Annotated in this window: 11 protein-coding genes; 2 read left to right on the forward strand and 9 right to left on the reverse strand. The window is 55.6% G+C overall.

Annotation, left to right across the window (positions count from 1 at the left end; all coding sequences use genetic code 11):
• From DSM3645_RS14355 to DSM3645_RS14370, 4 genes are all read right to left on the reverse strand, one after another.
• A partial coding sequence (locus DSM3645_RS14355; RefSeq protein WP_002652929.1) for a ribonucleotide-diphosphate reductase subunit beta occupies window positions 1-940 on the reverse strand: 940 nt, incomplete at its 3' end.
• A gap of 225 nt (window positions 941-1,165) precedes the next feature.
• Window positions 1,166-4,015 (reverse strand): ribonucleoside-diphosphate reductase subunit alpha, encoded by a 2,850-nt coding sequence (locus DSM3645_RS14360; protein ID WP_040352588.1) that lies wholly within the window; start codon window positions 4,013-4,015, stop codon window positions 1,166-1,168.
• 587 nt (window positions 4,016-4,602) lie between these two features.
• Entirely contained in the window at window positions 4,603-5,718 is a 1,116-nt protein-coding gene (locus tag DSM3645_RS14365; protein ID WP_002652932.1) for an alkene reductase, read from the reverse strand.
• A gap of 87 nt (window positions 5,719-5,805) precedes the next feature.
• Window positions 5,806-7,329, reverse strand: coding sequence for a hypothetical protein (locus DSM3645_RS14370; protein WP_002652933.1), 1,524 nt, complete (start codon window positions 7,327-7,329; stop codon window positions 5,806-5,808).
• Between the two features lie 399 nt (window positions 7,330-7,728).
• Here DSM3645_RS14370 and DSM3645_RS14375 point away from each other — a divergent pair, with 399 nt between their 5' ends.
• Window positions 7,729-8,568 carry a hypothetical protein gene (locus tag DSM3645_RS14375; RefSeq protein WP_202594940.1) on the forward strand — a complete coding sequence of 280 codons (840 nt, stop codon included), beginning with the start codon at window positions 7,729-7,731 and terminating at the stop codon, window positions 8,566-8,568.
• 79 nt (window positions 8,569-8,647) lie between these two features.
• Here DSM3645_RS14375 and DSM3645_RS14380 read toward each other — a convergent pair whose 3' ends face one another.
• Window positions 8,648-8,884 (reverse strand): hypothetical protein, encoded by a 237-nt coding sequence (locus DSM3645_RS14380; protein WP_390071928.1) that lies wholly within the window; start codon window positions 8,882-8,884, stop codon window positions 8,648-8,650.
• 39 nt (window positions 8,885-8,923) lie between these two features.
• On the opposite strand from DSM3645_RS14380, the gene DSM3645_RS31805 reads away from it, so the two are divergent.
• Window positions 8,924-9,115, forward strand: a complete 192-nt coding sequence (locus DSM3645_RS31805) for a helix-turn-helix domain-containing protein (RefSeq protein WP_002652936.1) — start codon at window positions 8,924-8,926, stop codon at window positions 9,113-9,115.
• Between the two features lie 745 nt (window positions 9,116-9,860).
• Here the strand turns inward: DSM3645_RS31805 and DSM3645_RS28325 are convergent.
• The 4 genes from DSM3645_RS28325 to DSM3645_RS14415 all read right to left on the reverse strand — a co-directional run bounded on the left by DSM3645_RS28325 (window position 9,861) and on the right by DSM3645_RS14415 (window position 14,146).
• Window positions 9,861-11,091 (reverse strand): ISAzo13 family transposase gene (locus DSM3645_RS28325; protein WP_085970162.1). Its coding sequence is split into 2 segments (ribosomal slippage): window positions 9,861-10,529 and window positions 10,531-11,091, totalling 1,230 coding nucleotides; the frame shifts between segments, so codons are not numbered across the junction.
• 223 nt (window positions 11,092-11,314) lie between these two features.
• The gene (locus tag DSM3645_RS14400; RefSeq protein WP_081444830.1) at window positions 11,315-11,794 is read right to left on the reverse strand and encodes an SUKH-3 domain-containing protein; all 480 of its coding nucleotides are present in this window, start codon (window positions 11,792-11,794) and stop codon (window positions 11,315-11,317) included.
• Between the two features lie 3 nt (window positions 11,795-11,797).
• Window positions 11,798-13,300 carry an RHS repeat-associated core domain-containing protein gene (locus DSM3645_RS14405; RefSeq protein WP_002652942.1) on the reverse strand — a complete coding sequence of 501 codons (1,503 nt, stop codon included), beginning with the start codon at window positions 13,298-13,300 and terminating at the stop codon, window positions 11,798-11,800.
• 258 nt (window positions 13,301-13,558) lie between these two features.
• A complete protein-coding gene (locus DSM3645_RS14415; protein WP_002652944.1) occupies window positions 13,559-14,146 on the reverse strand; it encodes a hypothetical protein in 588 nt (195 codons plus the stop codon).
• Window positions 14,147-14,157: the final 11 nt, after the last annotated feature.

Genomic DNA, 14,157 nt, shown 5'->3' on the forward strand with positions numbered 1-14,157 from the left:
ATTGCTTCGGCAGACCAATACGTTCGACGCGGCGATCGGCGACGTAGTGGACATAGTCGCGGAACAGGTCGCGATTCAGACCCAAGATGCCGTTCGGCAGGCAGTCGCCGGCGTATTCGATTTCCAGCTCGACCGCCTGTTTGATCAGGTCGATGATCTCGGCCTGGAACTCAGCCGTCCACAGGTCGGGATTTTCGGCTTTGATGCCGTTGATCAGATCGATGCCGAAGTTCAGATGGACCGTCTCATCACGCAGGATGTATTGGAACTGTTCGCCGATGCCGGTCATCAAGTTCCGGCGATGGAACGACAGCACCATCACAAACCCGGTGTAGAAGAAGATCCCTTCCATGATGATGTAGTAGCCGATCAGGTTCTTCAGAAACGCCTGAAGACCTTCGTAGCTATCGGTGCTGAAATCGGGGCTGAGGACTTCGGCCGTCAGCTTCATTTCAAACTGATCCTTGCGAGCGATCGCCGGGACCTCGTTATACATGTTGAAGATTTCCCCTTCGTTCAGGCCAAGACTTTCGACCACGTAAAGGAAAGTGTGCGAGTGAACCGCTTCTTCAAACGCTTGACGCAGCAAGTACTGGCGGCATTCCGCGTTGGTGACATGCTTGAAGATCGCGAGCACCAGGTTGTTGCCAACCAGGCTTTCGGCGGTCGAAAAGAACCCCAGGTTGCGCATGATGACCAGACGCTCGTCGTCGGTCAGCTTGTCGCTGCGCCAGGTTTCGATGTCCTTGGTCATCGGCACTTCGGTCGGCATCCAATGGTTGGCGCACCCATTCATGTAGTGCTCCCAAGCCCAATTGTATTTCAGCGGCATCAGCTGATTCACATCGACTTGCGAGCAGTTGACCAGACGCTTGTCGTTGGCCCGTACTCGTTGGCCGTCTCCGGTTTCGAGTTGGTTCTCGACGTTGGGAATAGACATCGTATCGCTCCCTTGCGATTGTGTGCGAATAAAAAGCAAATCTCGACACTAGCCCGAGGCGCGAGCCGAAGGAATGCGTTTGCAAAGCAATATAAGGATCAGCGGCCTCTCGCGAAGCGGCTGGGCGGATTCCCTCGGCTCGCGCCTCGGGCTAATAATTAGCGACTAGTGCAGCCGGGCACATCGCGTGGCCGGCTGAGAAAATTACGTATGCGCGACGATCGCCTACTGGCAAGATTCGCAATCGCCATCCAGATTGCAGGCCTTGGGTTGTTCCGGCGGCAGTTCGTCCAGGATTTCGGCGGCGTCACCGCGATCGACGCGGATATCGGCCGAAGCGCTGGCGTTCTTCATCCAGCGGGGCTGAATGCCGAAACGATTGACGTCGATCGTCGACTTCTCGACCTGCGTCGCGCTGAGCGTGCGAAGGTAGTAAGTCGTCTTCAGGCCGACGTTCCAGGCCAACATGTACATGTCGTGCAGCTTGCGGCCGCTCGGTTGGGCCATGTACAAGTTGAGCGACTGACCCATGTCGATCCATTTTTGGCGGCGGGCTCCGCACTCGATCAACCACTTGCTGTCGACCTCAAATGCGGTCAGATAGCGAAGCTTCAAGTGATCCGGAACCCGATCGATTTCGGTCAGTTCGCCGTCGTAGTACTTGATCGCTTCGACCATGTCGCTGTCCCACAATCCTTCGGCCTTCAGGTCTTGGACCATGCGGATGTTGAGCTGCGGGAACTCGCCTGACAAGTTGCTCTTCACGAACAGGTTCTTGTAGGTCGGTTCGATCGATTGCGAGACGCCGACGATGGTCGAGATCGTCGCCGTCGGTGCGATCGCCATGACGTTGCTGTTACGCATGCCGTGCTCACGAACCGAGTCGCGAACGACTTGCCAATCCAAGGTCGAGCTGCGATCGACTTCGATCGGCAGACCACGCTCTTGTTCGAGGATGTCGAGCGAGTCGATCGGCAAAATGCCCCGATCCCATTTCGATCCGGCGTACGTCTCGTACGTGCCGCGTTCGGCCGCTAGTTGCGACGAAGCGAGGATCGCGAAGTACGAAATCGCTTCCATGCTGCGATCGGCGAATTCGACCGCTTCCTGGCTCGCATAGCTGACGCCCAGCGACGACAACGCGTCTTGGAAACCCATCAGACCCATGCCGACCGGGCGATGACGCGCGTTCGACGTCTTGGCTTCGCCGGTGGGGTAATAGTTGATGTCGATTACGTTGTCGAGCATGCGGGCCGCGGTGGTGACCGTTTCTTGCAGCTTCTCAAGGTCAAGCTCGCCATTGCGGATATGGGCGACCAGGTTGATGCTGCCCAGGTTGCAAACGGCGATCTCGTCTTTCGACGTGTTCAGCAGAATCTCGGTGCAGAGGTTGCTGCTATGCACGACGCCGACGTGATCCTGCGGCGAACGGACGTTCGACGGATCTTTCCAGGTGATCCACGGATGCCCGGTCTCGAACAAGCGAGTCAGCATCTTGCGCCACAGTTCGTTGGCCGGCAGACGGCGGAACAGACGCATTTTGCCTTCGTCGGCCAGCTTCTCGTACTCTTCGTAACGAGCCTGGAACTTGGAGCCGCACAGGTCGTGCAAGTCCGGCGTTTCGTCCGGGCTGAACAGGGTCCAGTCGGCGTTCTCGCGAACGCGCTTCATGAACAAGTCAGGAATCCAGTTGGCCGTATGCATGTCATGCGTACGACGGCGATCGTCGCCGGTGTTCTTGCGCAGGTCGAGGAACTCTTCGACGTCCAAGTGCCAAGATTCCAGGTACGAGCAGACGGCGCCTTTGCGTTTGCCGCCTTGGTTGACGGCGATCGCGGTGTCGTTGACGACCTTCAGGAACGGAATCACGCCCTGGCTTTGGCCGTTGGTTCCCTTGATGTGGGCGTTGGTCGCTCGGATGTTAGTCCAGTCGTTGCCCAGTCCGCCGGCCCATTTCGACAGCATCGCGTTGTCAGAAACAACCTTGAAGATGTGCTCCAGATCGTCATCGACCGTGCTCAGATAGCACGAGCTAAGCTGCGGGTGCAGCGTGCCAGAGTTGAACAACGTCGGCGTGGCCGAGGTAAAGCGGAACGTCGAGAGAATGTTGTAGAACTCGATAGCGCGTTCTTCTTTGTTCTCTTCGTTCCAGGCCAGACCCATCGCGACTCGCATCCAGAAATACTGGGGAGTCTCAATTCGGCGACCGTCGATATGCAGCAAGTAACGATCATAGATCGTCTGCAGACCCAAGTACGGAAACGCCGCATCACGTTCGGGACGAAGCGCGGCCGAGATTTTCTCGAGATCAAAGTCACGCAGTCGTTCGGCCAGACGGCCTGCTTCGATACCGGTCGAGATATAGGTGCTGAACTCGCGACGCGTTACTTCGGCGATATCTTCTTTCGGATGCAGCCGACCGATCGCTTCGTTGTAGATCACCATCAGCATCAAGCGAGCGGCGACCTTGTCGTAGTCCGGGTCACGTTCGATCCGCGAACGGGAAGCGAGAATCATCGCGCGATAGATCTCTTGCGGCGTGATGCCGTCATAGAGCGAACGATAAGTCTCTTCGACCAGTTCTTCGGCCGAGCAGTTCTGCTCTAGACCACGCACGGCCGAGTAAACTCGACGACGCAGACGAGTCGCGTCGAACGGTTCTTTCGCCCCATCTTCCTGCTTGACGTTGATCCGCGGCGGGATCAGGTTGCCGTCGCTGTCAGCGGCGCGCAACGCACGCAGTTTGGCGTGCTCTTCTCTGTAGAGGATATAGCGGCGAGCGACCGAGAAGTGGCCATGACGCATCAATTGGATTTCGACGGCGTCCTGGATCGACTCGACATCGACTCCGTCGCGGCTGAACGGACGGCTTTCGATCTGATCGATGACCGCTTCCGAGATGCTTTTGACCTGATCTTCGAGCGAGTTTTCCAGTTCCTGGCCATCCGCCACGCCGATCTCGGCGCGGAAGGCCTTGCCGATCGCATAGTGAATGCGGCCAACATCGAACGAAATGATGCGGCCGTCCCGTTTACGGACTTCCAGGGCGACGGCGGGGGAGGTAACAGTCGTCATGACATCTGCTCCTTCGAAAGGTTCTTCCTGAACCGGCTGACGGCCGGATAAGGCGCGAGATTGAGATTCCATGGTTGGTGCTTCCAATGCGAATGTCGGGAAACTCAGGCTCGAACATCAAAGTTCGCTCCATGAGCAGCGGTCAGGATTAGGCGACGCCATCAAAATAGAAGCGCGCGTATCAACGCACCGTCTTCCTTGACGCGAGGTCCTCTAGAGAGGACTGCCAGACTCCTTATCCGCATCCCCCACGCGAGTGGAGTTTTGCGGCCCATGACGCTAGCGACGCCAGCATCATGAGTGCGAGGGCAGCATTCATTGCCCACAGCATATTGTGCCAAGGCTTCCGCCGAAGCACAAGATACTGTGGCTGATAAAATTGAATATCGCCAGATCTTGGGTTCCGACAACATCAATTCCACAGCCGGAGGCCCAATATATCGTGGTAGCACTTTGCGTCAACCACAATCTCTTCACCTTTTCCTAACATACGACGCGCCAGTACTTAGCGTCATGCGAGATCGTCGTAAGTTCAAGGAACTGAAACGCTAGCGGCGCCAGCGTTTTGGCGATTTCCAAACGCAAACTTAACGTGCCGCCGACGCTTCAGCGAAGGTCGGAAAGTCGGTGTAGCCATGCGCGTTGGGACCGGTTCCGTACCACAGCTGGGTGTCGGCGATCGGAGCGAGCGGCCATTGGTGCGCAAAACGCTCCGCCAAGTCAGGATTACTGATGAATGGTCGCCCAAATGCGATCAGATCGGCGTCGCCGCTGGTGATCGCCGCTGCGGCCATTTCTTGGTCGTAACCGCAATTGCCCATCAGCGGACCCGAAAAGACCTGTCGAAATTCCGCCAAGGTCATCGGTTTCCCCTTTTCATGAAATCCAAACGCCAGACCGTCGACCACATGCAGATAGGCCAGCCCTAGCGGCGAGAGCTGCTGTGCCGCATAGGTGAACTGCTCGCGGAAGTCAGGCGAGCCCATGTCGTTGTAAACGCCGTTGGGGGCCAAGCGAACGCCGACCCGCGACGGCTCGAACACTTCAGTTACCGCGGCGACCACTTCACCCAAAAAGCGATAACGATTTTCGACCGAGCCGCCATACAGATCGGTGCGGTGATTGGTTTTCGATTGCAGAAACTGGTCGATCAAATAGCCGTTGGCGGCATGAATCTCCACCCCATCAAAGCCGGCCGCTTGGGCGCGCTCGGCCGCGGCGCGATAATCGGCGACGATGCCGGGGATTTCTTCGGTCGCTAATGCACGAGGAGTCTCGTACGGCTGTTTTCCCTCGTAGGTATGCGCTTGTCCTGCCGATTCCGAGATTTTGATCGCCGATGCCGAGACCGGCGGTTGGCCGTGATGAAAACTGCTGTGCGAAGAACGCCCCATGTGCCAAAGCTGCAGATAAATCTTCCCCCCGGCCTCATGCACGGCGTTGGTCACAGTCGTCCAACCGGCGACTTGCGCGTCGTTATAGATGCCCGGCGTATTGATCCAACCGATCGCTTGTTCCGAAATCACGGTCGCCTCCGAGATGATCAGACCGGCCGAAGCGCGCTGCGCATAATATTCGGCCATCATCTCGGTCGGCACGCGATCTTTGCCCGCTCGCGCACGCGTCAGCGGCGCCATGACGACGCGATTCTTCAGCTTCAGATGTCCCAGCGTAAACGGCTGCATCAGCGGTGATTGCGACATAACTTCATCCTGCAGGAAACCAAGGAAACGGTCAGCGTTTCCCTTTCAGATGAAGCGAGTCCTCGCGGCGTTACTGCGGGAATTTGACTATTTCTGCGCCGCTTTTAGCTTGGCGTCGCTCAGGTCCAACCGATATAGCAATTGGTTGTAGTCATACCGGGGAGTCGGCGATTTGGCGGCCGAGAACATGGCCGTGTAGGTCCCCTCGAAGTAGATCACGCGCCCGCCGTCGGTCGAAAAGAACGGATGTTGCCGCGGGTTGTAGAACGAGTACTTGGGATGGGTCGCGATTTTGATGGCGCTGTTCCAAGGCCCGGTCGGTGACTCGGCTTCGGCGTACCAGACTTCGCCTAGATAAGAGGGCGCGTCTTGGTCGCCTGCCTGATTGCCGATCAGGATCCACTTTTGGCGAAAGTCATTCCACGCGATCGAACTGCCGTGAATCACGATCGGCTGATCGTTCTCGACGTCGATCAGGCGATAGCGCGCCACGTCCGCCGGCATCGTGCCTGAGCGCTGCAGCTGTTGCTCCTCCTTCTGCCGCGTCGGCGGAACATCTCGTCGCCAGACATATTGTTGTTCGCCGGCGTCAAAGACCAGCGACTCGTAGGCGTGCTGGTCAAGGATGCTCTTCTCGTCTGCGGCGACGCGCGTATGAGCCAACGGATGGGCGAAGTAAACGCGCTGCACGCCGTCGGCGTCTTCCACCACAAACGCGTTCCCTTGCGGGCCGCGCCAAAGTTCGTTCAGATCAAAGTTAGCGACCTTCTTAAAGATGCCGGCTTCATCGTCAAATTTCATCACGCCATGTTCGACCACTTCAGAAAGAGATTTGTGACGTGTGAAATGAGCGTAGAGCGCCTCGTTGCCGTCGGCCTTTGTGATCGCGAAGAGACCGAACAACCAGACCGGGCCAGGTCCATCGAGCGGCGCCATGGGACGTAGCTGGCCGTTCTCTTGCGTGAAGTATTCAAACGGTACGCCGCGCTCAGGCGAAGGCAGACCGTCCACCGGCAACGACGAAGTCGCGCAGGTCGTTTGAAAATTGCCGAGCGGATAACTCGCGATGTTGGTGTCGCCCCACAGCCAGAAGAGTTTGCCCTGGTAGGGAACAACTTGCACCGAGTCTTGCCCAGTGACGCCGGCGTTCAAGTTTTTCATTCCGGCCGGCAACGGCAATCCCAGCAAACCGCTGTCGCGGAAGATCCCCTCCCCTGTCAGCCGACACAGTCGCTGGGCGATGTTATGACGGGGCAATTCAATCGTCGCGCTGGCGCCGGCCTCGGGATGCAAGCGCACGCCGCGAAAGCCGAAACCATCCGGCTTGAACCAATATCCGGGACTGGCCACCTGAAAATAGACCTCTTGCCCCATCAGCCCTGGTTCCGCGAAAGCGACCCAACCGTTAGAGTCGGTCCAATAGGTGACCTCGTTATTGGTTTTCAATTCGACCAGCGGAACGCCTGCGCCGGTCGCCGGATCGACGACGTGAACGCCAAAGAAGGGTTCCTGGACTTTCGGCGCTTCCTCGCACTTGGCGAATGTCGGCAGCAGCCAAAAGGTCGCGATCAACGTGGTCAGCACGCCGGCGAATGAGTGAGCGCATTGCATGGGGAGGCCCGGGAGCGAGGAACGGAACAGCTCTCACTATAGTTCAACGTGCGCTGGGCAAAAGAAGCAGATAACACGCCAAATTCCGGAAGGTTGGGTGGCGATCGCCGTAAAAGCGCCTACTCTGGCACACGGACGTGTTCGACCCACCTGCGATGCGGCGGCTGGACGTCCATAAGCTGGAAGAGACCACGCCGGAGAGTTCTAGTAAGAAGTCGAAGTCGCTGCATTGCTTCTGAGATGTGCCGTGATAGAAAGAGAAGACACAGGCTGAAAGGGGCCCGTGGCACGCAGAAAAATAGAGTCGAACCGTGTCAACCAGCTCGTGCTGGTTAGGTGCGGCGAAAAATCGGGAGATGAGCCACGCGGTGACATTGTCTTGTTTTCAGGAACATTGCTTTGGCGCGATTAAAATCATTCAGCGGGTTGGTGCTGGGCCTGTCGGTCATTTGCTGTATCACTGGGTGCGGCGCCCGCGCGAATCCGCAGGCGGACGCAACGCCGACGAAATCCTCCGCCAACGTGTTGCCAAATTCAGTATCGCAAGAGACAGCCGTCGAGAAGGCCCAACCACGGGACGACGAAGTGCGTAAGCCGGCGACCACGGCTGAAGCTGCAGCCGCAATCGATCTCTCGACATTTCCACTCCTGCCTGGTGCTGAGGAAATTACGACGAGAACCGTTGCCCTGTTAGACTATGAGGCTCGACACAAAACATTTGATGTGAAAAACGAGTATGAGTTTCAGCGTCGCAACCTTCTGGAGCGGCAGTGGAAGGAGTTGTCCGATTCCCAAATCTCGGCGGGATACGCCGAAGGAGAGTTCGTCTACTCGGGATTTCACCTCTATGTCACCGTCCAGTTACACGACGAGCCGGGTAAAGTCCTGGTGCGATTGCGGAATGATAGCAACGTCAACGTGAGCAAGTTGCCGGCGCCACCGGGTGCGAAACTTGTCAATGTGGAATATAACATCGCGTCGTATGAAACGAGCGCGGGCGTCGAAGAAACCAGGAAGGCGGTTCGCAAGCTGCTGATCGATCAGGGTTGGCAGGATAGGGGCTCGCGCGGCAATCGACTAATTCTGAAACAAAACGCCGTTGAGCTGACCGCCGTCGTGGAGGCACGTTCAGCACAGCCTGATAAGACAAGAATTGCTTACTGGACGGTCCAGATGTCGACTGATTCGCCGACGCCTGCCGATGCAGGGGGCGACGCAAGGGAACGGGGATCATTTTAGGGTTTCCTTGTCCACTACGCCTTCAAATGCAGGCGGCGTAAAACAAATGACCTCCTTCCCGAATGGCACGAGCTTAAGTCTAAGCGGCTGTCGCGTAACGGTTTCGGGGCGTTTGCAAATGAAACCGCGATAAAAGCGTTCTTAAGAGCGAAGTCTCGCCGGTCTTCTTGCCGGCGTACGGTCCCATCGCAAACATCGTCGCCGCTCCAGTCGCTAACGAAAAAACTTGCACGATCCTCGCCAAGGAGAAGCCGCACCCAGGCTGCTGGCTTTTCATTTGCGGATAGGCGGTTTGATTCGCACGCGTATCGGCCATGCTCACCGTCGTGCCGTCGACAAGAACGACTTCGCGGCCATGAAACAGCAATCGCCGAACGAACTTCGAATCAGTCTCAGCCTTGCCTACAGTTTGATCGCCCGCGGCGAGATTCCGTGCTACGAAATCGCTTCGTGCAAACGGGTTTCGGAGAAAGATTTGCAGAGTTATTTGGAACGTCAGAAGAAAGAGTCGATGAAGCTGCCGCCGAGTGCGAGGCGGCATTTTTAGGAAATAGTTCGCCATCCAGCGTTCAGTATGCTGCTCTGGCATTAGTCGTGCCAACGCTCAATTTCAAGAAGGTGTGTTACCCGCGGAATGCCAGTTTCAGCGAAAAAATGTTGTCTCTCGGTCTCGAAAGGCAACATGATGAAAACTGCGGTGAGTCCGGATCTCTACCAAGTCGCATCACAACCAGGACAGAACACAAGGCATCCTATTCCGGAGGCAAAAAAGACCGATTGAAGTTCATTCTCACAGACGCCGCAACGCGTCGCTACATAAACATCATCAAGTTTGCTAGTCGACACATGCTTGGGGTCGAACGCGGGCATTTTCCGGGTATCGATGTTTGAGTCATCGTTCGCAACCAGATCTTGGATCGCTTAACTCGCATAGCAACCTCGCGGAGTTCGGTTTGATCAAAGTGCTGCGGTCACACAAGTGGCTCGCTCTACTTCCTAAAGGCACTTCTCCCCTGAGCTACGTGCGTTTCTTGAGTGAAATCGAAGACTGCGTGTCTTGTGGAACATGTCTACGGTCGAACCGAGTCAGTGTTTGAGGCCGATGAAGTCATGAATATTCGCTTCAGCGATTGGATGAGAGTTCGCGGTTGCTTTACGACAACGGTGAATTCCTGAATGTGAAGTTTCCAAATAGCAGTCGCGGTAATAAAATTCGTTCATTCCCAGTTGTGCTGCCTTTCTATACATGGCGGGCGAATGTCACCAATCGCCGCTAAGGAACCGCGCGGGTTTTAATTACCGGAATGGGGCGGCTTTCGGGGGTGGATCTCATCGTTCCATTCTCCGTGAAAATCGTGTCTTTTTATGAGACATTCGGCGAGTGTTTCGTCGGAGACCTTGATCCTTTTTTCGTAGCTCGCTTCGTCCAGCCAGGCATGCGCCTCCAGCCCTGACGCAGTGCGCGTATGGCCGATGCTGGAAACCACAATCTCATGCGTCTCCAGCGGCACGCCTCGCCAATTCCGCGTGATGTGGCAAAACACTCGGTGCTCGATCTTGTTCCACTTGCTGGTTCCCGGAGGATAATGGCACACTTCGATGATCACGCCCGTCTCGTCGGCGAACTTTTGCAGCTCCAACTTCCAAAGCCGATTACGAGAACTATTGCTGCCGCCGCTATCGGCTGTGATCAGCAAACGTCGCCCAGCGCCGTACTGCTTCCGGCCAAGCTTCCGCCACCAGAGTCGAATGGCGGCCACGGCGAACTGAGCCGTATCGTGGCTAATTCCCACCGAGACGAGCGCCTCGTCGCGATGAATATCGTACATGCCATAGGGAACGGCCTTGCCTTTGGTTTTGTCGGGAAAGTCGTGCGTGTCAGTTTGTCGAGGACGGCCTTGGGGTTCGTATTCTCGCCCCACATTGCTCTTGTTTCCCAGCGTTTCCTTCTTTTTCGTATCCCACCGACAAAGCCGCTTCGCCGCGACGTTTTCGGGCTTTAACCCGGGCGTTGATGTACTGAAACTGGGCGTCGCGATCCGGATGCTGATTCCCTTCCCGTTTGTTGCGGTTGGCCTGAAGGCTGTAGCCCAATTCGCTGAGCAACCTCCGCACCGTCGACGTGCCGATTTGAAATCCTTGGTTCTGCAATTCCGCCGCGAGGTTCCGCGTGCTCTTGCATGTCCAACGGAGCGGACTTGTCGGCTCGCCGCGCGTGGTCGGAGAAATCATTTTCTCCAGAGCTCGGATCAATTCCGGCTGCTCCTGCTTTCGTGAACATCGTCCTCCGCCCATCCGACGTTGCCGTCCTTCTGGCGGCTCGTCGCCTGCTTCCAGTTCTTTAACACCGGTTCGAATGGTGCGGTCGGACATGCCCGTCGCTTCGGCCACGGCGGCGACGCCGCCGCGTCCCAGCGACCGAGCTTCAATCGCTGCCCAACGCCGTCGTCCCCGCTCATCCAACGACGAGACGAGGTGAACGAATTTTTCGCGAATCCAGGCGACGACATTTGCATCCGGCATGCACGCCGTTATCCCGCATTTCGCCCGGCCGATGCAATATTAATTCCGGTAATTTATTGTTGCGCGGTTCCTTATTATCGACGTCCTTGCTGTTCGGTCGTAAAGAGATCGTTCGCATCGCACATGTAGGCGCTCACTTTGTCGATCGTGCCGTTGAAGTTGCTGTCGAGCGTCTTGCGGAGGCAATTGCCGTACCTGCGTATTCAAATTATCTGGTACATTCCTATTCGCGTATCTTCCACACACTTCCTTCAATTACTCCGTCAACATTGTCACATCTCCAGCGATCAAGAAGCAGGCATTCTATCGCCCCATAAATGTCCAGCGCGTACAAACGAAGCTCGTCGTTCAGTAGGTAAATTCGGCCCTCAATATCAGCGACGATGTAAATGAAATCGCAACCAGAACAATGGCCGATTGGGAATAGTTGCGTATCGACATGGGCTTCAAATTCACTACACTCTTCGATGCATTCTGGATCTGCTTCTACACCAATCCAAATGGTTTCCCGTGCGGTGGCGAGTTTCAGATTTCCAAACTCGGCAAAAATTTGAGTTATCGCAGGGAACATCAAATAAGATTTCGGCATATCGAGTTGGTTCAGCACGTTTCTATCCGCGCGCCACCCTGCCGCTAGCAATCTAGCCCACGTAGACCACCTCCACTTTCGAGAGTTTTTCGATATGTATGATCTTACGGTCATCTGTCATCGATCTCCATCTGCAGTATCGTAAAACATCGAGTCGATGAGCAAATAAAGTGGAGCAAGATCGGGCTCGAACCCATCATTGATGCCAAAGTTTTTGAGCAGCGCACGGCATGACTTGCACGCCGGATACGGACGCCCATTCGCAATATCGACGACGGCGCTCCACGCGTTCTTTAAGCTCATCCCACCAATTCTTAGGCTAGATCCGGATCTAGGTTCAACGCAAGAACCGTGGTACTTGCTTCGTGAAATTGCGTCTAAGCCGTCAAGGAAATTCTGAATTTCTGGATCAACGGGTTGCTGTCGACCTCCATCGCGGGTACTGCGACCTGGAGCGCTTGCGCTTCCCTGATTCATGACTCCTGCCGCGCTTTTGTTGTAGCCTTCTTCTATCGCTGCCAGCCGCTCAGCAAGCGCTCCGGCATGGGCTCTTTGACGGAATGCGATATTCCGCGTGTCAATTCCTAGCCGAATTGACCCGAAGACTGCAAGACTTAAATCAATCGTGGCAAATACTTTGTCAACAGGATCGTCTTTAGCCATCGCTGTCTTAAAATTGGCGATTGCAAATCCAAGCACTGTTGGTGCGAAAATAAGTCCCGTAGCCGTGATTGCGATTGCTTCCGTTGTTGCAAAAGCAAGCCCCGCCCCGATAGCAAAGAATCCTAAAGTCATAAGTGCAGCAGTCGCCGCACTTATGGAAGAGGCGATCAAAATCCGTTCAAGCGACCACCTCTTAGCTGCGCCGTACGCAGCGGTTAGACCGCCAGATATTGAAGCATTAATTGCCATTGCAACGCCAATTTGACCGCTCGTGAACATTCCGGTGGGATCAACTCCCGCAACTGGATTCCCATGAGTGTACAAATATTTATGGAAACTCTGCGGATCCTGGGAATTTCCCGCAAACGGATCGAGCCGATTGAACCGCCCGCTGTTCGGATCGTAATACCGGGCCCGCAGATACTGCTGCCCGATCCGGCTGTCAAACTGCTCGCCGCTGTAGAGGAGCGTCGTGAGCGCCGCTGATTCCGCGCTACTGACAAACGCCGCCAGGGCGTTGTGGATCGCCAACATTTGGCCGTGGGCGGTGAAGGTGAAGAGTTGCTGCAAGGCGCCGGCCATATCGTACAAGACGCGGACGCTACCGTGGCCGTCGTGGCCGAAGACGAGGGTTTCTTCGCTGGTGACGGCGCCGTTTTCGTCATACGTCGTCGTGGTCTGCGTGATTTCGTCATGGCCGAAGCCGTAGGCGATCACCTTCACCACATTGCCGTTGGCGTCGTACGTCGTTTCGCGGGTGACCTGTTGGTAGCCGGTGAAGTTGGCGGGGTCGATCAGGTATTCAGTGCGCGTTGACGATTCGTAAACGTCATCGAGATTGGAGTCTACCTCGTGCAGGCTGCTGATGCGGATGCCGGTAGCGTCGTAGTCGTAGGTGACTTGTTCGTTACTGGCGAGGTCGCCTGATGTAAAGGTCTTGGTGACGACCTGCCGCATACGGCCTTGCAGATCATAAGCAAACGTTTGTTCGCTTGTCGTTTGGCTGGTCGAATTGTCAATGACCGTTTTCGACGTTTGCTGCGTCGCGTCGTACTCGATCGTCTGGTCGACGACCTCGTTATGATCGGCGTAGCGACCCTAAATCGTCGCCGTGATACGGGAGAAGAACGACCGAAGCAATTTTCGCATGGCAGTCCACACTCGCTGACACGCCAAATGAACAGTCAGGCGTTCTGTTGATGTGAGCCTGTCAATCTAACGACCGAACCAAGGGCGGTTCACTTTAAAAATGCCAAGAATGGGTTCTTGGCCGCTATAGAAGAAATAATTAACTCCGATAAATGGGCTTAGCAACTCAAAGGCAAGCCTCTCAACGGTATCCCAGGTTCGAGCCTGTGAGAGCGTGACTACTAAATCTTTCCAGGGCGACAAGCCTGCCAACACACGGACGCTATCATGAAAGCTTGCGTCGTCACTATTCCCGCGAATGATCTCCTGAAAAACGCGTGCTTTGAATTCAAGGTGTTCTGATACGCCGGAAAGGGAAACAGAGAGGAAAATGTCCGCGTCGCAATTCGGCGGCAAATCATCGACGATCAGTCTTTCCGGATCCAAGCAAAAAAGCATTCCTAGGCGAGAAGTTGCTGCAAAGTGATTTGCCTTCAATGTGGTCGCGTCATCGAATATGCAGTCCGCTTCATGACAAATGTTATTTAGCTTAGACGTGAACAAATTCTCGCTTGCAAACGGAAATTTAAAAAAATCATGAGGGACATCATCGGATTCGATCAAAGTCTTGTGGTGAATCCTGGCAAAAACGCGTATCTCCAACGTCCAACTCATAATTGCTCCTG

It is taken from the genome of Blastopirellula marina DSM 3645 (assembly GCF_000153105.1).
Classification (GTDB): Bacteria; Planctomycetota; Planctomycetia; order Pirellulales; family Pirellulaceae; genus Blastopirellula; species Blastopirellula marina.